Genomic DNA, 18,242 nt, shown 5'->3' on the forward strand with positions numbered 1-18,242 from the left:
ATCGGTCGGTAGAAAGAGTGCGGCGATATCATGGATGCCGACGATTGTTGGTTTCCACGCGGAACTGAGCCGGTTTTTCCACCGAGAAGTGAGCCACCTCTGAGTATGGTTTTCTGATCAGGGTTTGGTCAATGGGCTGGCTTTTTCTCCTCTCTTTTGCGCCGCGGCGGCCGAACTGGCCTTGAATCGAAAGCTGTCATTTCCGGTTTCCAGGATGTGGCAACGGTGGGTCAGGCGGTCGAGCAAAGCGGTCGTCATCTTGGCGTCGCCGAAGACTGTGGCCCATTCGCTGAAGCTTAGGTTGGTGGTGATGATGACGCTGGTGCGCTCGTAAAGCTTGCTCAGCAGGTGGAAGAGCAATGCGCCGCCCGAAGCGCTGAACGGAAGGTATCCGAGTTCATCCAAGATCAGCAGATCGAGACGAACCAACGTCTCAGCGATCTGACCGGCCTTGCCTTTGGCCTTCTCCTGCTCGAGGGCGTTGACCAATTCGATGGTCGAGAAGAAGCGGACCTTTCGGCGATGATGCTCGATCGCCTGGACACCGAGAGCGGTCGCGATATGTGTTTTTCCCGTGCCAGGCCCGCCGACGAGCACGACATTCTGCGCTCCGTCCATGAACTCGCATCGGTGCAGTTGGCGCACCGTCGCTTCGTTGATTTCGCTGGCGGCGAAGTCGTATCCGGAGATGTCCTTGTAGGCCGGGAAGCGGGCAGCCTTCATGTGATAGGCGATGGAGCGGACCTCGCGTTCGGCCATTTCCGCTTTCAGCAACTGGGACAGGATCGGCACGGCCGCATCGAAGGCTGGCGCTCCTTGCTCGATCAGATCCGTGACCGCTTGGGCCATGCCATACATCTTCAGACTACGCAGCATGATGACGACGGCGGCGCTGGCTGGATCATGACGCATGGCGACCTCCTACGATCCGGACACGCAGCCCGTCATAGCGTTCGACATTGGCCTTGGGTTCGCGCAGCAAGGTCAGCGCCTGTGGTGTGTCGATATCGGGACCATCACTGGTCTTGCCGTCGATCAGCCGATGCAGCAGGTTCAACACATGCGTTTTGGTTGCCACGCCGGCATCCAGAGCCAGTTCCACAGCGCGGAGGACGACCTGTTCGTCGTGATGAAGAACGAGAGAAAGGATATCGGCCATCTCGCGATCACCGCCGGGGCGGCGAAGCATCTGGTCCTGCAGTTGTCGAAAGGCCGGTGGTAGTTCCAGGAAGGGTGCGCCATTGCGCAAGGCACCGGGCTTGCGTTGGATGACGGCAAGGTAGTGTCGCCAGTCGTAAATCGTCCGCGGCGGCTTGTCGTGACTGCGCTCAATGACCCGCACATGTTCGCAAAGAACGTTGCCCTCGGCTGCAACGACCAGCCGCTCGGGATAGATTCGCAGGCTGACGGGCCGGTTCGCAAACGATGCGGGCACGCTATAGCGGTTTCGTTCGAAGGTGATCAGGCAGGTGGGTGAGACCCGTTTGCTTTGCTCGACAAAGCCGTCAAACGCGGCAGGCAGTGTCATCAATGATGCCCGCTCATCAGCCCATACATCCGCAATCGTGCCGGGCAAGGTGCCATGCGGTGTCTCCCGCCACAGGTCCTGGCAATGCTGTTCCAGCCAGGCGTTCAACGCCGGCAGATCGGGAAAGTCCGGCATCTGTTGCCACAAACGTGGTCGGGCATCCTGAACATTCTTCTCGACCTGCCCTTTCTCCCAGCCCGCAGCAGGATTACAGAACTCGGGCGCAAAGACGTAGTGGTTCGTCATCGCCAGGAAGCGGATGTTGACCTGCCGCTCCTTGCCGCGGCCGACGCGATCGACCGCGGTGCGCATATTGTCGTAGATCCCTCGCGCAGGCACACCGCCGAAGACCCGGAAGCCGTGCCAGTGGGCGTCGAAGAGCATCTCATGGGTTTGCAGCAGGTAGGCTCTGACCAGAAAGGCCCGGCTGTGCGCCAACTTGATATGCGCGACCTGAAGCTTCGTGCGCTCGCCGCCGATCACGGCATAGTCTTCACTCCAATCGAATTGGAATGCTTCGCCTGGGCGGAAAGACAGAGGAACGAATATGCCTCGGCCGGCCGTCTGCTGCTCAGCCCGCCACTCACGGGCAAAGGCAGCGACGCGACCGTAGGAGCCGGTAAAGCCCAGAACCACCAGATCGGCATGAAGTTGCTTCAGCGTTCGGCGCTGCTTGCGTGACCTCCCGGCCTCGGTCTTCAGCCAGCCCGAGAGTTTCTCTGCGAATGCATCAAGCTTGCTCGGCCGCTCCGGTACCGTGAACGTCGGCTCGATCGTGCCCGCGCTCAGATACTTCGCGATTGTGTTCCGCGACAGCCCGGTGCGCCGACTGATCTCGCGGATCGATAGCTTCTCGCGCAACGCCATCCGGCGGATAATGTTTAAAAGTCCCATGTGGATCACTCCGTTGCCCCCGTCGCTCTCCGCGCTGGGGGAAGGTTCACATGGCTCAATTCTCAATGGAAATTATGCGCCTAACCGGCTCAGTTCTGCGTGGAAACCAACAGACGATGTTAGGATCCAGCTCAATTCGCATTTGCTGGCCTGAGATACGTCCCCGAAAGGTGCCCGAAACAGCCTCCTTCAATCGGGAGAGAAATTCATCCCGCCGGAAGCCCAATCCCTCGGCCTGCGTGAACACGTCGCGCAGCCCTGCCTCTTTCCAATTGGCGCTTCTCGCCACGCCCTTGATCCAGTCGGGGTTTGCGACGATGTCATCCGTATCGATCGATACTTCTAGGTGCGTCGGACTGCGCTTCCAGTCAGCGCTGATGAGACCAACCGGCCAGACAACAGCTACACCTTGCTTTTTCCCAACACCCAGAGGCCAGCCCACGGCGAGCGACTGTTCGTTCGCTTCCCGCTTGACGAGAGCCTGCCGAAAGTCATCTGGCAACTCGTCGAGAGGTATCGAGATGGTGAGGACCTGCCCCTCTTCGGGCGTCAGAGGCCCAAGGCCAGTGAACAGTTGCCATTGAACAGAATGGCGATCTTCAACTTGAGTGATCGCACCTCTCGGGTCTGATCGTAATGCGGATCGATAGTATCGAAGCAACGCATTGGGATCGAACGCCGCGAAAGTATCTGCGACTTCACCTTCGCCGACGGAAGACCTTGAGGTCCGGAAAGTCGCGTGGACGGGCCTGAGGGTAAGATTGTCAGTTACTATGGTATTGGTGGCAATTGAAGAAACGGGTTGGGTGCCTGTCTTGTTCGCGGTGGCAATTGGGCGCCACCGACCATCGCGGCCTTTGGCCACTTTTCCAGCTTCGCTGAGGGCAGATAACTCGGCGTAAATTTCCGTACGCCTGCGCGGATCAAAATCGACATCAAGCAACGCAAATAGTTCGTTCGTTGTCCGGCCCGTCGGAAACGCCGATATCGTTCGCAGTAGTATAGACATGACTTACAAATAACCTCAGCCGAGCGCTCCCTCTCAGCTGATCCATTGAATCGCCCTCCTCCAATAAGCGATTGAGGCGCTTTGCGTGTCAACGGTTTGCAACTTGAAATACACGCCCATTTTCGACCCGAGGAGTTCAAGATGGAAGATTTGCATGAATAGTGTTCTTCAAGACACGAAAATACAAACGCCTTTTGCCGGTTAGGTGACCATACTGTTTCGCCCCACCGGCTTTGCGCGGTGAACTTGAAGGCCTCACTCAAGCGGATGCTGCGTCTATGCGATGAAAGCCTGCCGTTCTTTCCATTGACCTAAAGGATCGAGACCCAGAATTACCTTATCGAAGCCAAATTGGATATGCTGGCCGCTTCCCAGAACAAAGCGGTATGGGTGAGCTGGCAGGAACTGCAACCAATACCTCGTCATCAAGCCGCAAGGCTTCCGCGAGTTGTTTGAGCCATAAACTCTGCTCCTGGATGCGTAAGACACCGAGATACATGGGTAAGATGATCATCTTCGCAGATCTCCGTTCCTGGCGCAGCTCTGCACAGCTCGCATCATTCGGGACGCGGCACCTGCTCAGTCGGCAGGCGAAATTAAACCGCTGCACAACTAATGTTATCCGTAACATCCGCTTGCAAAGTCGAGATCGCAGCTTAACGTCCTCATCCAGGGGTGGCAGGGGAGTTCATAATGACAAGCGGTCAAATCATTGGGCTTGTATTTATCATTGGGTTTCCGCTTTGGGCGATTGTTGCGAGCGTCATTGCGTGGAAACAGTCCATACGCAAAAAACGTGCCGAGGGCAGCGTGCGTGCGTTGGAAGTAAAATATAGCCCTATCCTAAATGAGGAAGCAGAAGTCCAGCGACTACGCGATATCGCGAATTCAGTCTCAGTGGACATTTCAAATTTGAGGTCTTCCTATAACGAAAAGAAAGCGATCTTCGACCGCCTCGCAAAGGAGGTAGCGATTTTCGATGAGAAATTGGCGTTCGCCGAGATGGGCGTATATGAGCCTCATTTCGATTACACCGACAGTGAGCAGTACAAACAAACGATCATTGAGAACCGCGAGACCCAGAAACGGATGGTTTCGAACAAGATCGCTGCAATCGCAAAAACGGAGTGGACGGTTAGTGGCAGTAAGGCCAAGGGCCAGACGATGAACAATCGCAACGTGAAGCTCGCGCTCAGAGCTTTCAACAACGAGTGCGATGCAGCGGTCGCAAATGTCCGCTGGAACAATGCGAACGCGATGGAAAAGCGGATCGTCAACGCTCGCCAGCAAATAGACAATCTGAACGCTACGAACGACGTCCATATTACCGATGAGTATCTAAAACGTAAACGCTCATTTCCCTGCACGTTGACGCCCGCGATTCCGGCGCGGTGTTCGACTTGGGAACGGTTTCTGCGTTGATCAGGCCGCTGCGGCCTTTGGAAAGTTGAATGGCAGCAGGTCAGAGATGTCGGCGTCGTCGGCGCGCTGCGGCAACTCGGTGAGGACGTGGCGCAAGTAGGCCAGTGGCTCGACGCCGCAAGCCCGGCATGTCAGCATGAGGCTGTAGACCACGGCGCTGGCCTTTGCTCCATCGACGGTGTCGCTGAACAGCCAGCTTTTTCTGCCAGTTGCAAAAATCCTGATGTCACGCTCCAGAAGGTTGTTGTCGATCGGCATCCTGCCATCATTTGTGTAACGCGTCAGATATTCCCATTGGTTCAGCGTGTAGGAGATGGCATCGCCAAGCTTGCTGTCCGGCAAGACCTTCGGGGCGATTTCATCGAGCCATTTTTTCAGGGCATTCAGGATGGGAACGCTATGTTCCTGGCGAAAGCGGCGAATGCAATGATCTCGCGTTTCGCCGTCATCCGGTATTTCGTCGCGCGCTTGCTTTTCAATCCGGTAGAGTTGTTCGAAGAACTTGAGGGCCTGCTCCGGTGGGCCGCCGGGTTTGTTTCTCGTCTTGAGAGCATTGACAAACCGCCGTCTTGAATGGGCCATACATCCAATGTGGGTGGCCCCCTCCAGCGTGCGCCAGGCGGAATAACCATCGCTCATCAATATGCCGCGGTAATCGCCGAGAAAGGCCTGCGGATAGATCTGTCCGCGGCCCGGCTGATAATCGAGAAGCACGATCGGCTCGGCACTGTCCTCACCGCTGCGATAAGCCCACATGAAGGATGTGTCGGTGGCCGCTCTGTCCTTTTCCTTCAGGACCTGAACAGTCGTCTCGTCGCCATGGATGAGAGACTGTGATCGAAGCCGCAGCTTCAGCGCGTCATAGATGCGGACGAGATGCTTCTCGCTCGAGCCGATCACCCAGTGCCCCAGAGCACCGCGGCTGACAGGAACGCCGGCGCGCTCGAAGGCCTGTGCCAGACGATAGAGTGGCGTGCCATCGACATATTTGTGCACCAACGCGAAGGCTAGCGTCGAGGCCGTGGCAATGCTGCCCGGCAAGGGTTGCGCGGGCATCGGCGCAATGATGACCGGCGTGTTGATGCCGGTGCGGTCGCAATTCCGGCAGGCATATTTGAACATGGGGTAATCGCGGCGCGCGTCACCCGATGCTAGGCACGAAATGTCTACTGGCGGGGGTGGTTGCCCCCGATAAGATGGAAATACGGGCTCACGATTGGAACCGGGCCCAAACATCAAATGGAGGCAACCGTGGACCAATATATAGGGCTGGACGTTTCATTGAAAGAAACTGCAATCTCGATCCGACAGGAGGGGAAGCGGATCTGGCGGGGAAAGTGCCCATCCGACCCAAAACTTTTGTCGGAGATGATCCGCAGGCACGCCCCTCACGCCAAGCGCGTTGTATTCGAGACGGGTCCGTTATCTACGTGGTTCTATCATGCGCTCACGGCCGAAGGAGTGCCGGCGATCTGCATCGAAGCGCGGCACGCCCAAAGGATTTTGGATGAGACGCTCAACAAGACGGATGCCAATGACGCGGATGGCTTAGCTCATTTGGCCGAAGCCGGATTCTACAAGACGGTTCGGGTAAAGGCATTCGACAGCATGCTGACACGCACGCTGGTGACCGCTCGCAATCAGTTGCTCAGCATCTCGACCCAGCTCAGCAATCAAATTCGCGGTCTGATGAAGACTTTCGGTCTCATTGTCCCGAAAGGGAGGGGGCGAATATTTGACGGGAACGTGAGACAATTCCTGGATGGGAATGACGCCTTGGCTAAGATCATATTGCCTCTGCTCGACGCCTGGTGCGACATACGAAGACGCGCTGCCGGTCTTGATCACCAGTTGCTCGCGGCAGCACGGGGAAGTCAGGAGACCAAGCTTTTGATGACGATCCCAGGGGTCGGCGCCGTCACCGCCATCTCGTATGTCGCCGCAATCGAAGACCCAGACAACTTTAAAAAGTCGCGCTCCGTTGGCGCCTGGCTTGGATTGACAACGCGGCGTTATCAATCAGGAGAGGTCGATTATGACGGCCATATCTCGCGACGAGGCGACAACCGTCTGCGTGGGCTGCTTTACGAAGCGGCGATGGTGCTTCTTACAAGAACCAGTGCTAGGACCGAATGCAGTCTGAAGAATTGGGGGCTCAAGCTGCGTGACCGGCTTGGCTTCAAGCGCGCTGCGGTGGCGGTCGCCCGAAAGCTTGCCGTCATCATGCATAGTATGCTCAAAACAGGAGAAATGTTCAACGCATTGGCTGGCGCTCCCGTATAAAGCGAAAGTACCTGCCTTAAACCTCAACGCGTCAAATCTGATTTGAGGCGTACTCAGCGTCCGTGCCACGGACGTGGGTTGGATCATTCCGTATGTTGCGGCTGCAGCTCGTTGAGACTTGCGTTTTGAACAAAGGAAGGTCCACCCTGCGAAGACCCATTATGCGGCGATCCTATGTCGACCGCGAAGACAACCCTGCCCCTGGCACCGGATGGCTGTAAAGAAAAAAACGACGCTGAGGCCCGATCTATCGAATTGATACGCCGTTTTGCGTGCTGCAATACGGTGCGATACTGAATGGCCAAACCAACTTGACTAATGGATTGCGATTAGACAACCGCACATTCTGAAGGACCTTTGCCTTCACCTCGATATGAAGCTGCTCGCTAACGGCCTCACCCATGCGATGCATTTGGTGATGGCAGCAGGGGCAAGCCTTCTGATCGTCGGGCAGGTCATATTCGACGCGTTCGCGCGGCAGGTTTTCCGGTAACGGTCGGCGGCCGCGCTTCTTGCCTTCCTGCTTTTCTGCCGGCGGCAAGCCGGTGTCCGGAAGATCGACGACATCGCCTTCTTCGCTGTCATCCTCACCGGCGACCTGTTCGGCTTCATTGAAGAGGCGATCAATGTGCTTTTCGCTCTTCGGCGCAAAACGATGTGAGCGAGCAAGCGCCAGCTCTTCCTCGAGTTTGACGACGCGCTCGGCAAGTTGACGGTTTTCCGCCTGCAGCGCGGCAATGCGCGCCATCAGCTCCTCAACAGTCGGTTCGCCAGTTCGATTCATCAGATTCTTGAATCGAAAGCATGCCGCCGCGTCAACCGCTCAATTCGATATCCTTCAGCCAGCGACTTGATATTGCCGCACCGGATGGCGAACCATCGCGTCAATGTCGATGCCGTCGAGAATCCAGTGGAGCTGCTCGGTCGAAAGCGTCACCACCGCAGTCTCCCGGCGTGGCCATCGGAACCTGTCTTCCGTCAAGCGCTTCAGGACCATCACAAAACCGGACCGATCGAAGAACAACAACTTCATCCGGTCGCGGCGGCGATTGCAAAACGCAAAGATCGCAGGCGCGAACGGGTCAAGCTCCATCACCTCCTGCACCAGGACCGCAAGGCTGTTGATGCCGGCGCGAAAGTCGATCGGTTCGCGATGCAGATAGACGTTGAGATCAGCGCCCAGTCTGAACATGGCCGAGAGCTCCGATGATTGCCGTCAATGCATCCACATCACCGCATTCCAGCGTCAGCTTCACGCCATTCGGCAAAGCCGCGCTCACCTTGGCTGGGAGTGGCGACGACCTCGACAGCCGCTCCTCACCAGGCAAAGCAGGCCAGCCCACCGAACTGCTCTGCATCGGCAAACTGTGCTGCGCAGCGCTGACTTGAACCGGAATGAACGCCGACAGCGCAGGTGGCGGCAAAGCAACGGCGTCCTTGGCCGTCTTTATCCATTTCCGAAGAAGGTTGGCATTGATCCCATGTTCAAGCGCAAGCCGCGATACCGACACGCCGGGCTCCAGGCAGGCAGCAACCAGCCGCTCTTTCGACGCCGGATCGTATCGACGGCGGCCGTTGCGCAAAATCCGCCTCACCGCCAGTTTCTGTTCATCGCTCTCAATCACGTGGTGTCCACCTCCGTTAAGTGGACACTTCATGCCAAAACACGCTCAATGCAAAAAGGTGCGGCGAAATTCGCGCTTACTCTAAAACAGAAACTCGTCGAGTTGCAGGTCACCCACGAATACCGTGAAAAGCTGAAGGCCGAGCGGGAGGAACGCGCCGAGATGGCCCGCGCTGCGCGAGAGGAACAGAAGCTGCTTCGGGACATGGAAAGAGCGGAAGAGGAGGAGAATCGCTATCTGCGCCTTCTCGACAAAGCCAAATCCGATGCGAATGAGGCCGCCGCCGACCAAATTGGAGCATACGACGAAAAGATCCGGATGCTGGAAAAAGACCTAGCTGATGCCCACGCGAAGTTTGAGCGTGCGCAGGCGATGGCCGAGAAGACGCGGTCGGGATATGTCTACATTATCTCGAATATAGGTTCTTTCGGCGAAGAGGTCGTAAAGATTGGTCTGACCAGGCGCCTGGATCCAGCCGATCGCGTCCGCGAACTTGGTGACGCCGGCGTCCCGTTTGTCTTTGATACTCATGCAATCATCTACAGCGACGACGCTCCCGCCCTTGAGAGAGCGCTTCACAACGAATTCCAGAAGACCCGCATCAACGCTCAAAACTTTCGCAAAGAATTCTTCAGAGTGTCGATTGACGAGGTCGAGCGGGCGGTAGCGAGGCTCGCGCCTGGTGCACCATTCTTTAAAGACGTTGAGGCTCAGGAATACCGCGAAACCCTCGCTCGTCGAAACGCCATGTTGGCAGCTGTAGAGCCAATTGAATTGGTTGCATTTCCGGCAAGCATTTAGAACACCGACTCCACGCGAATGTGTCCTCCTGGCACCTCGTCCACCTGCCAACCCGCTGCGATGGCGCGATCGACCAGAGCAGTTTGAGCGCATCCCGGCAGACTGCTCAAAGAGAGCTTGGATGTCGGCGAGAAACGTTCGCTGCCAAGCTGTCATGTTTTGTCGAAGCAAGGCCACTTGGATGTCTTTTTGCAGGTTTCCTGCCGGGTCCATTAGAATTGTCACGTGGCATGCGCAGCGATCTTCAAGCTCTTCGTCCTGACTTCGCTGCCGAGAGCGAGGCTGTCGCCTGCTCGACGGATTTAATGAACGCGCTGTAAACTTCGTGTGTCAACCATTCGTGCCGAGTGCTCTGCAGGCGGTTGAAACGCTTCATCTGCGAATGAAGTCGTTCGAACCTGTCCGCCTCCATCAAAGTGAGAGGACGCGCACGGCGACCATCAACGTGTCGTCGAGCAACAGCACCGATGGAGCGAGCATCAAAGTTTTCGGCACCTACCCTGCTCTTCAGCTGCTCCGTCAACGTGTACCAGCGATCCCGAATATCATCATACATCTGATCAACGGAAAGAGTGGGGAGGGTTGCTTCGACATTTTCGACAGAACCGTCGGATTCGACCGACTGTGCCAACGACCGGCTCCCCTCGGTAATAGCCAAGTCTTGGGTCGTGATGTTGATGTCCTGTGTCGTACGCCTCAGACTTTCCAATTGCTCGGCAATTGAGTGCAGTTGTATCTGCAACTCGTCCACCCAACCCGTGGAATTTCTCAGGGCTTCCTGCGTCTTGTGAAAATCGGTTGCGATTATTTTGAAATCATGCACGGCTGACGTGATTCCAAAAAGCTTGACCGCCACTTCGCCCAAGGTAGTTTTTAACACGCCAAACGGTCCGAGAATGACGATGGCTGTCAACGCGACAGACGGCCATGCTATTCGGGCAACGAAGTCGAGAATTTCATGCGGCATGGTATCGTGCGTTCCCATTTAACTGTTGTCATTCGAGATAGATTGCCCAGTTCAATACGGCCATTTATCGATTCGCGCTATGCGAGCCTACATCACATGCTTGGCGGGCGTTTTTGCGATTTTGGGTGCCCCGATAATTCCCGGCCATGTGGACCAGTTGGGCGCGGAAATCTGGATTGGCGGCGAAGTAACGACATGCATTGAGGGTACCGTCACTCTCTGAAATTCGGATCGATATCTAAAGAGCTGGAGCGGGGGCGCCCATCAGGATGAAAAAACCACGAGGGCGGCAAGCGTCGAAATGCAGTAACCCGACGCAATATAAAGCAGCCAACACTGAAAAAAGCTGTGCGCAATGCTCATTGTAGGTCTCAGAATGGGTATATCTGGTAATCGGTAATATATTATCTCCTTAAGTGCTTGATCTTGGGAGACGTTTATCCATGCGCGGCTATCGTTCTGGCTCTAATACCAATCGGCATTGCTGCTGACTCTTGAGGGTTCACAAAACGCGATGAATCTGAATCCATGGTGCAAACGGGAGGTTTGCCATGGGATCAGCACTTCGGCTTCGGACGGATTATGTTGGCGATGACTTGCGCAAGGCGGCGCGGCTGTCGAAAGATGCCGCTCAGACGCGGCGGCTTCTGGCTCTCGCGCAGATTTATGATGGAGCGACGCGCGGCGAGGCCGCGAGAGTTGGTGGCGTGACTGTGCAGATCGTGCGGGACTGGGTCGAGCGCTTTAACACGCAAGGCCCTGAGGGTCTTTTAAACGTGAAGGCTCCGGGCAAGCGTCCGAAACTCAACGACGATCAGCGCCAGGAGCTTCGTCGTCTTGTGGAGAAGGGGCCGATCCCGGCGATTCACGGCGTTGTGCGCTGGCGGTTGAAGGACCTGGCACGCTTGATATTCGAGGACTATCGGATATCGCTGGACGAAAGCACGTGGGACGTGAGTTGAAGGCCATGGGCTTTGCCAAGCTGTCTGCCCGTCCTCGCCACTATGCCCAGAACGAATTGGCGGTGGAGGATTTTAAAAAACGTATGGCCCGCCCGTCTGCAAGAAGATTTTACGGTGTTCTGATCAGTCTGCGTCAACGTATACGGTCTCATGGGTCGCCCCCATGGCCAAGATGGACATCCGCGCGTCTAGAGCCCCATAAGTTTCTCGGCATCATGTGCCATTTTTTAAACCGGGCTTTCCAAACGCCGATCGACTGTCAGGCCATCTTCACGATCCTTCCTGCAAACCTCATTGGGCTACGTGCGATAGCATGTTCCGACCCAATTATGCCGTCGCTACCAGGTAACCGCGTTCGAAGCGTGTCTCTTTGCGTAAAGCGGCCCAAGCGATACGCGCCAGCTTGTTGGCCAACGCCACCACCACTGCGTTCCGATGCACGCCTCTCTCGATCATTGCTGTCAGCCATCGCCCCAAAGGAGTGTCGCTTTTTGAAAGCGATGGCAATGCCGCACGCGCGCCATGGATGAGCAAAGTGCGCAGATAGGTGTTGCCACGCTTGGATATCCCAAGCAGCCGTGCCTTGCCGCCCGTGCTGTATTGTCTCGGAACCAACCCAAGCCAGGAGCCAAGGTCTCGGGCCTTGGCAAAGCTGCTTGCATTACCCACGGCCGCGACCAAAGCCGTCGCGTTGAGCACCCCAATGCCAGGGATCGAGGTCAACCTGCGTGTGGCGGCATCGTTGCGCGCCAGTTGGACAAACTCATCGTTCAGCGCCCCAATCTTCGCGTCGAGCTCTTTCCATTCGGCACGCAGCCCGTCAATCAGCTGACGCATGCGGGGCGACAAGGTCTCATTGCCCTCGGAACGCATGCGATCCAAATCAAGCTCGAACTTTCGCCTGCCAGCAGGAAAGATCACCCCGCGTTCCAGCAAGATCGCTCGCAATTGGTTGAGAAGGTTCGTTCGTTCGGCTACGAGGCGCGAACGCACCCGATGCAACGTCTGGATATCTAACTGCTCCTGGCTCTTGAGTTCAACGAAACGCATTGTCGGCCGTGAAGCGGCCTCCGCGATCCCCTCCGCATCGCGGTCATCGTTCTTCTGCGCTTTGATATATGGGCGAACGTATTCGGGCGACATCAACCGGATCTGGTGGCCTTGCGCCATAAACAGGCGTCCCAGATGATGCGCGCCGCAACATGCTTCCATTGCGACCACACAGGCCGGAAGCTTCGTCACATAGTCGATCAGCGTCTGCCGGCGCATTGTACGACGAACGACCACGGCACCGGCCGCATCGACGCCAACTATGCTGCAAGAGTTCTTGCCCAGATCAACACCGAGGATAGCAATAGACATTCGCTCGTTCCTTTCTCTTTCCCGATATCAGCATCCTACTCGATGCTGGGTGAAAGGGCGGGCCATTCCATAAGTTTCCCGGAAGAGATCAGCGCGATCAGCAAGACCCTCGCTCCAGGCACAGAAATAGAGCTGTGGTGGCAAGATGAAGCCCGCATCGGGCAAAAGAACAAGATGACGCGGCGATGGGCGCAACGGGGAACGCGTCCATCGGCCCCCCACGATCAGCGAACGCTATGGACCTACATATTCGGGGCGATCTGCCCGAAGAAGGGTAAGGGTGCAGGCATTGTCATGCCCTGGTGCGACACAGAGGCAATGAACGCGCACCTTCAGGAAATCAGCCGCGAGGTCGATAACGGTGCGCACGCGGTTCTGATCCTCGATCAGGCGGGTTGGCATTCATCGGCCAAGCTGATCGTGCCGGAAAACATCACCCTGCTCTTCCTGCCGCCGCGATCCCCAGAACTGAATCCTGTTGAAAATGTCTGGCAATTCCTGCGCGACAACTGGCTGTCGAACCGCGTCTTCACATCCTACGACGACATCGTCAATCATTGCTGCGCCGCTTGGAACAAGCTGGTCGACCAGCCCTGGAAGATCATGTCAATCGGAATGCGCGACTGGGCACATCGGTTCTGACCAATGCCGATTGGTATAATGACTACCTTTTCAACAAAGGTGACTGGTTCGCAACGCAAGAGGCGTGGAGGCAAAAGCTGATTGCTACTGTCGAGGCCAAGAATGGCGACGAGCTTCTCAATACGTCTACCACCGATCTGGCTCGTTACCTTGTGAGCGAATTCGCGTTCGAGGTTCCCACGATTTACCCAGATGATTTGGTGGTCGACCAACGGGAAGCTCAAATCGATATCAGTCAGGATCAAAACAGGTGGATAGATGACCGTTCGCGCCCGCATTACATTACTGGAACGGCAGTTGACGTCGAGCTGCCTTTCACCGGCGATAAAGTCGGATTTGATATCCAGCCCACGACCAGCAATTTCAACAATCCCCGGGCGCATGTGGACGATGGCGTTATCTCGTTTTCCATCGCGGGAACCGATCTTACGGCAGAGCGCGTGAGGCAGCAGATCGATGGAATGGTTGCATCGATCAATCTGCATTTGAGCTGGTTGACAAATGACGCGCAGGCCTACAACGCGAGCCTAGGGGACTTAGCGATGAGAACAATTGACCATCGCAAGGAAAAACTTCTCCGAGGCAAATCGCTTCTTGCTGGGTTGGGTTTTAAAATGAAGGAGCGCCCCGGCGCGAGCCAAACGTTCGCAGTTCCTTCCGTCCGTCGTACCATTCATCCTTCTGTCCCAAGGCCCGTTGCTTCTCGCGATCCGTACAAGCCAGAGCCTATTCTCACCCCAGAAGACTATGAGCATGTTCTATTGGTGATGGAGAATATGGTCGGCGTCATGGAGCAAAGCCCCGGGGCGTTCCGGGAAATCGATGGAGAGAGCTTGCGGACCCATTTTCTAGTCCAGCTCAATGGGCATTTTGCCGGCGATGCGACGGCCGAAACTTTCAACTATGAAGGAAAGTCCGACATTCTGATCAAAGTCGATAGGAAAAATATCTTTATTGGCGAATGCAAATTCTGGACCGGCGAAAAGGGCTATCTGGAAACCCTTGATCAGGTGCTTTCTTATCTTAGCTGGCGAGATACAAAAGCAGCGGTCCTTATCTTTAATCGGAATAAGGATTTCAGCGCCGTCCTTGCGAAGATCGGAGAGGTTACTCCAGCGCACCCCAAATTCAAGAAGCTGGTCCAGAAACGTTCTGAGAGCAGTTGGACCTACTTGTTCGGGCACAAGGATGATGCCAACCGTGAGCTTACGATCACCGTGCAAGGGTATAATGTTCCGGAGCTGATAAAGCCACGCATTTTAATATTACCGGGTTGAAAATGACTGCGTGCCGGGATCAATGGAGGGCCGTCGATGTCTGAGGCGAAGAAAGAGCAACTACGGGCTCAAATCGCGTATTTTAACGGTGTAGCGATCTCGATCTTGGCAGTCGGTGGCTTCTCAACCTTTATTTCTCTGTCGATTGAAAGGGTTCAGCCCAATTGGATTCCCTACGCAATGGCCGTCAGCAGCCTAATAGTTTCCGTTTTAGTGCATAAAGTCGCGGCGCTATCGGCACGGCAGCTTGGCCACTTGATGGACGAAGAGAAGCGGCTTAGTGCTCCTCTTTTTGAAGCCAGCAGCTTGCCCAAAGTTGAGATCAGCGAGACTCGGCCAGTTCACTCTGACCGGTAGCAATCTTCTGGCGCGATCTACACTTAACCAGAATGCTGCCTGGTCGTCAGCGTTTCAATAAGCCTGCAGAAGAACGCAGCGCATCAGCGCGCGATCGCTACAACGCGTGGCTCGACAAAATCGATGGCGAAACATTAACCAAGGCGAAGAAGGAAATTTTGCGCGCTCGCGCCCGAATGACGAGAGCGATGTTCGACATCGAGCTCGCGGAAGCTTTTAGAGCCGAGAGCGGCATCCCAGCACACCATATCGACACCTTGTTGCATGAAGAATGCGGGCTCGACCACAAGCACATTTCGGTCGCTCAACCGGGCACCGTCTCTTTTGCAATAATCATTTTGGCTTTTCCGCACTAAACGAACTAAATGCATTTTCGAACATGATTAATCGGCAGACGAGCCTGGCCAGGCAGGTTTGGCAGTCTTCTTAAACGGGTCCAGGATTGTGACGCCCGCCCTTGAAAATCAGCGGTGTTTCGGGTGACGACGACAAGGTCATTTACCTGCGCCGTCGCGGCCAAACCGATAACGTCGGAATCTTGTCCGATTGTCCCGGCATTTGCCCCCACCGGCGGGCGACAGCCTCGTCGGTGTTCCGCTTTCTCTCGATGCTTTTCGGAACCTCTCGAACCGAGATCACGCTGATCGCGAGATCAGTATCGTCAACCGTATCGAGGCCGCCACATTTTCGTGCGGCTCGGGTCGACCGATTTCCTTTAAGACATTTGTATGGAGCAGATATTTCAAGCTCAGTCATCCAACGCGCTAAGATCGGCTGCGCGCATGGCGGCTTTTGCCGTTTGCTTCGGATACGGCCGCCCCGCCTTCGGATGCGCCTCCGCATAGACTCCCGCGGAAACGACCTGTTGCTCCTTCAAGGAGGGATAGTCGCGAAGGACATCTTTGACAGTCGCGCCGGCGTCGAGGAGAGCGGCAATCCGATGCGCCTCGATTTGCGTTCCCCGGATTAGCGGTTCCTTGCCGGATAGGTCGATTTGAGCAGTGAGCTTGTCGAGTTCCTTCAGCTTACGCTCGACGAAGACCAGGTGCTGACCAATGTCGTAGCGCTGTTTACCGAACACGACCTCTTTCGCGTGACCGCGTTTGAGAGAGCTTCGCAACGCCTCGTAGAATTCGGACTGGCTCTTGGGTGTCAGCGCCTGTTTGAGTTCGTCATAGGCATGGAGAAATACCAGCTCGGCTTGACCGAACTGCCTAATATTCCGACCGCCTCGCTTCACGAGTTGCGGCTTGATCGGCGCGCGCTCGACAACCTTTTTGAAAGTGTCTAGAGGCGCATCAACCACAAAAGCCGCTTGTGCCGTTGTCAGATGTTCCATCCTATTGCCCTTTCTAATCCACCCCCAAACATAGGGGTGAATTAGAGAGAGTGCAAGGCCCGGACCGACGTGAGCCAAAGACTACGATTGACGCCGCACTTCGTCCACCAGGCTCAGCGTGCCAAGGCGATCAAGAAGCTGCTTTGCTTTCTTTTCCCCCAGTAGTTTAGGCGCCGATGTCGGCCAATGCTCCAGCGCACGCCTGACTGTCGCAACGACCTCGCGTGTGATCAGCTTCGCGTCCAGGCGAAGAAAACTTGCGACCCTCTCAAAGCGATGCAGGTTCACGCTTTCGAAGCTGTGGGTTTTGACGAACCTCAGCGCCATAGTGTCGGACGGCATGTAAAGAACGGTCGGGACAATATCGTAGGCCGGCGACAGCCGGATTTCGCCAGGTGCCGGGAAACGGAAAGACCAGTTCTTGAGATGGTTGTCGCCATTGCCTAAAAGCACGTCTGCAACTACCCTGCGGATGGCTTCCAATATGTCATCGCGATGGTCGGTGCTGAAGCGGCGCACCATGTTGATGATGGTCTCGGTCGTCGCCATCGTATATTTTCGATCGCCGATCGCTCCTAGAATTTGGGCTGCGTCTTCGATGTGAATGCGACGATCATCGTCGGCACGGTCGAAGCGATCGACGACGAGAACGCGCTCACCATGAGCCAACAGTTCCGCAGGGATGCCGCTGATCGCGGTGCTGGAGACAAGCCGGCAGTTTGCTGTCCGCACGCCGATCGTCCTTGCCATCTGCATGGCCGCATGTTCAGCTTCCGGCAGCCCTGGGTATCGCTCGCTTGCCACCTTGATGATGCAGCGGCCGGTGTTACCGCGACCGGGAACCGTCAATCTGTCGCCCTCGACGTTGGCCGTGAACTTGAGCTGCACACCGGCGAGCGAGAATTTGACCGTGCCATCGGGCAGCGGGACATCCACACCATCTTTCTTTTCAATGGTGATCGGGCCGGCTGACGCTGGAACCGCTGTTTCGGGGACGACGAGGATTGCGCCGGGGAGATCGCCGCCGAGGCGGGTCAGGACGTCGAACTCATCGTGATCGCCCGGCCCCATCTCGTTCAACACGAGGTCCCTGAGGGCGCCCTCTGGAAGCAATCCTGAAAACCATGGTGGCAATGTGCCGTGAAGCCCAATTTTGTCCCCACGCCGCGCCAGACGATTGCGTGTGCCCTCGTCATCGTCAGGATCGAACCAGCCCAGGCTCAAAATTGGCCGCCTTGGATCCCGCAGGAACGTTTCCGCAACGACAAACGCGACCGCGCCGTCACTATCGCGCGTCAGGGTCCCTACCCTCACCTTCCCGATGTTCTGATCCAGAAGATGGACGCCAAGGATCGCCGAAGATTTCGCCATCACGGTTCCCCATTGTCGTCTTCATCGAGATCGACGAAAAGTTCCTCAAATGCGCTGGCCGCCGTACCTTTATTCTGGTGTTCTCTAGCATCGCCAATCAACTGCCTCACTTCCCCCATCCGGGACTTCGGCAGCAGGACCGGCACAAGGTCGAGGGCATCGCAGATTTCGGCAAACAGCGTCAGTCGATCCCTACCCCGTCGATCGGTTGCAAGGTCCCTTTCGAGTTCCGATATTCGTGCCCGGTCCCGGCCGAGCCTTGTCGCAAGTGCAGGCTGGCTGAGACCGCGTCGTTTGCGGGCGGCCAGCAGTTGCTCGCCAAGAGTATTGAAAATCGTAGTGCTCATGCGGAATATCGCTCGCCTGCTGGCCGGTGTCCGGAATTTCGTATGACTCTAAGATA

17 protein-coding genes and 3 pseudogenes are annotated in these 18,242 nt (G+C 56.2%); 8 read left to right on the forward strand and 12 right to left on the reverse strand.

The window, feature by feature from the left end; all coding sequences use genetic code 11:
* Positions 1-117 precede the first annotated feature (117 nt).
* From istB to RTCIAT899_RS21695, 3 genes are read right to left on the reverse strand one after another with little or no spacing between them, the layout of a single operon-like run.
* Positions 118-912 (reverse strand): IS21-like element helper ATPase IstB, encoded by a 795-nt coding sequence (gene istB, locus RTCIAT899_RS21685; RefSeq protein ID WP_004118321.1) that lies wholly within the window; start codon positions 910-912, stop codon positions 118-120.
* The gene (gene istA, locus RTCIAT899_RS21690) at positions 902-2,422 is read right to left on the reverse strand and encodes an IS21 family transposase (RefSeq protein WP_028754964.1); all 1,521 of its coding nucleotides are present in this window, start codon (positions 2,420-2,422) and stop codon (positions 902-904) included. The genes istB and istA overlap by 11 nt, the downstream gene beginning before the upstream one ends.
* A 55-nt stretch (positions 2,423-2,477) precedes the next feature.
* Positions 2,478-3,431, reverse strand: a complete 954-nt coding sequence (locus tag RTCIAT899_RS21695) for a hypothetical protein (RefSeq protein ID WP_004118317.1) — start codon at positions 3,429-3,431, stop codon at positions 2,478-2,480.
* Between the two features lie 693 nt (positions 3,432-4,124).
* On the opposite strand from RTCIAT899_RS21695, the gene RTCIAT899_RS21700 reads away from it, so the two are divergent.
* Entirely contained in the window at positions 4,125-4,853 is a 729-nt protein-coding gene (locus tag RTCIAT899_RS21700) for an SNIPE associated domain-containing protein (protein WP_051043305.1), read from the forward strand.
* On the opposite strand, the pseudogene tnpC reads toward RTCIAT899_RS21700, so the two are convergent.
* A pseudogene (tnpC, locus tag RTCIAT899_RS21705) lies at positions 4,854-5,969 on the reverse strand (IS66 family transposase); the annotation flags it as partial.
* A 135-nt stretch (positions 5,970-6,104) separates the two neighbouring features.
* On the opposite strand from tnpC, the gene RTCIAT899_RS21710 reads away from it, so the two are divergent.
* Positions 6,105-7,136: an IS110 family RNA-guided transposase gene (locus tag RTCIAT899_RS21710; RefSeq protein WP_015342012.1), complete on the forward strand. Its 1,032-nt coding sequence runs from the start codon at positions 6,105-6,107 to the stop codon at positions 7,134-7,136.
* 337 nt (positions 7,137-7,473) lie between these two features.
* Here the strand turns inward: RTCIAT899_RS21710 and RTCIAT899_RS21715 are convergent.
* The 3 genes and pseudogenes from RTCIAT899_RS21715 to tnpA all read right to left on the reverse strand — a co-directional run.
* Positions 7,474-7,920: pseudogene (locus RTCIAT899_RS21715) on the reverse strand (IS66 family transposase); the annotation flags it as partial.
* A gap of 54 nt (positions 7,921-7,974) precedes the next feature.
* On the reverse strand, positions 7,975-8,328 hold the full coding sequence (tnpB, locus tag RTCIAT899_RS21720) for an IS66 family insertion sequence element accessory protein TnpB (RefSeq protein ID WP_004118312.1): 354 nt from the start codon (positions 8,326-8,328) through the stop codon (positions 7,975-7,977).
* Positions 8,309-8,731, reverse strand: a complete 423-nt coding sequence (gene tnpA, locus RTCIAT899_RS32865; protein WP_240535431.1) for an IS66-like element accessory protein TnpA — start codon at positions 8,729-8,731, stop codon at positions 8,309-8,311. Before tnpA ends, tnpB begins: the two co-directional genes overlap by 20 nt.
* Between tnpA and RTCIAT899_RS32870 the strand changes: the two genes are divergently transcribed.
* Positions 8,618-9,562 carry a GIY-YIG nuclease family protein gene (locus RTCIAT899_RS32870; protein ID WP_240535430.1) on the forward strand — a complete coding sequence of 315 codons (945 nt, stop codon included), beginning with the start codon at positions 8,618-8,620 and terminating at the stop codon, positions 9,560-9,562. The two genes, tnpA and RTCIAT899_RS32870, sit on opposite strands and share 114 nt — an antisense overlap.
* A gap of 244 nt (positions 9,563-9,806) precedes the next feature.
* On the opposite strand, the gene RTCIAT899_RS21735 is transcribed toward RTCIAT899_RS32870, so the two are convergent.
* A complete protein-coding gene (locus RTCIAT899_RS21735; RefSeq protein WP_004118310.1) occupies positions 9,807-10,547 on the reverse strand; it encodes a hypothetical protein in 741 nt (246 codons plus the stop codon).
* A gap of 533 nt (positions 10,548-11,080) precedes the next feature.
* On the opposite strand from RTCIAT899_RS21735, the gene RTCIAT899_RS21740 reads away from it, so the two are divergent.
* A complete protein-coding gene (locus tag RTCIAT899_RS21740) occupies positions 11,081-11,491 on the forward strand; it encodes a helix-turn-helix domain-containing protein (protein WP_004118308.1) in 411 nt (136 codons plus the stop codon).
* A gap of 327 nt (positions 11,492-11,818) precedes the next feature.
* Here RTCIAT899_RS21740 and RTCIAT899_RS21745 read toward each other — a convergent pair whose 3' ends face one another.
* On the reverse strand, positions 11,819-12,853 hold the full coding sequence (locus tag RTCIAT899_RS21745; protein ID WP_004118306.1) for an IS110 family RNA-guided transposase: 1,035 nt from the start codon (positions 12,851-12,853) through the stop codon (positions 11,819-11,821).
* Positions 12,854-12,967: 114 nt separating this feature from the next.
* On the opposite strand from RTCIAT899_RS21745, the pseudogene RTCIAT899_RS21750 reads away from it, so the two are divergent.
* The 4 genes and pseudogenes from RTCIAT899_RS21750 to RTCIAT899_RS21765 form a co-directional block, all read left to right on the forward strand.
* A pseudogene (locus RTCIAT899_RS21750) lies at positions 12,968-13,495 on the forward strand (IS630 family transposase); the annotation flags it as partial.
* Positions 13,411-14,772 carry a hypothetical protein gene (locus RTCIAT899_RS21755; protein WP_240535429.1) on the forward strand — a complete coding sequence of 454 codons (1,362 nt, stop codon included), beginning with the start codon at positions 13,411-13,413 and terminating at the stop codon, positions 14,770-14,772. The pseudogene RTCIAT899_RS21750 and the gene RTCIAT899_RS21755, both read left to right, overlap by 85 nt.
* A gap of 36 nt (positions 14,773-14,808) precedes the next feature.
* Entirely contained in the window at positions 14,809-15,129 is a 321-nt protein-coding gene (locus RTCIAT899_RS21760; RefSeq protein ID WP_004118303.1) for a hypothetical protein, read from the forward strand.
* A gap of 32 nt (positions 15,130-15,161) precedes the next feature.
* Entirely contained in the window at positions 15,162-15,485 is a 324-nt protein-coding gene (locus RTCIAT899_RS21765; RefSeq protein WP_004118301.1) for a hypothetical protein, read from the forward strand.
* 392 nt (positions 15,486-15,877) lie between these two features.
* On the opposite strand, the gene RTCIAT899_RS21770 is transcribed toward RTCIAT899_RS21765, so the two are convergent.
* The 3 genes from RTCIAT899_RS21770 to RTCIAT899_RS21780 all read right to left on the reverse strand — a co-directional run bounded on the left by RTCIAT899_RS21770 (position 15,878) and on the right by RTCIAT899_RS21780 (position 18,186).
* Positions 15,878-16,468, reverse strand: a complete 591-nt coding sequence (locus RTCIAT899_RS21770; protein ID WP_004118299.1) for a DUF433 domain-containing protein — start codon at positions 16,466-16,468, stop codon at positions 15,878-15,880.
* An 81-nt stretch (positions 16,469-16,549) separates the two neighbouring features.
* Complete coding sequence (locus tag RTCIAT899_RS21775) at positions 16,550-17,839, reverse strand: type II toxin-antitoxin system HipA family toxin (protein ID WP_004118296.1); 1,290 nt, start codon at positions 17,837-17,839, stop codon at positions 16,550-16,552.
* Positions 17,839-18,186 carry a helix-turn-helix domain-containing protein gene (locus RTCIAT899_RS21780; protein ID WP_004118293.1) on the reverse strand — a complete coding sequence of 116 codons (348 nt, stop codon included), beginning with the start codon at positions 18,184-18,186 and terminating at the stop codon, positions 17,839-17,841. The genes RTCIAT899_RS21775 and RTCIAT899_RS21780 overlap by 1 nt, the downstream gene beginning before the upstream one ends.
* Positions 18,187-18,242 lie beyond the last annotated feature (56 nt).

This window comes from Rhizobium tropici CIAT 899, from assembly GCF_000330885.1.
Taxonomy (GTDB): domain Bacteria; phylum Pseudomonadota; class Alphaproteobacteria; order Rhizobiales; family Rhizobiaceae; genus Rhizobium; species Rhizobium tropici.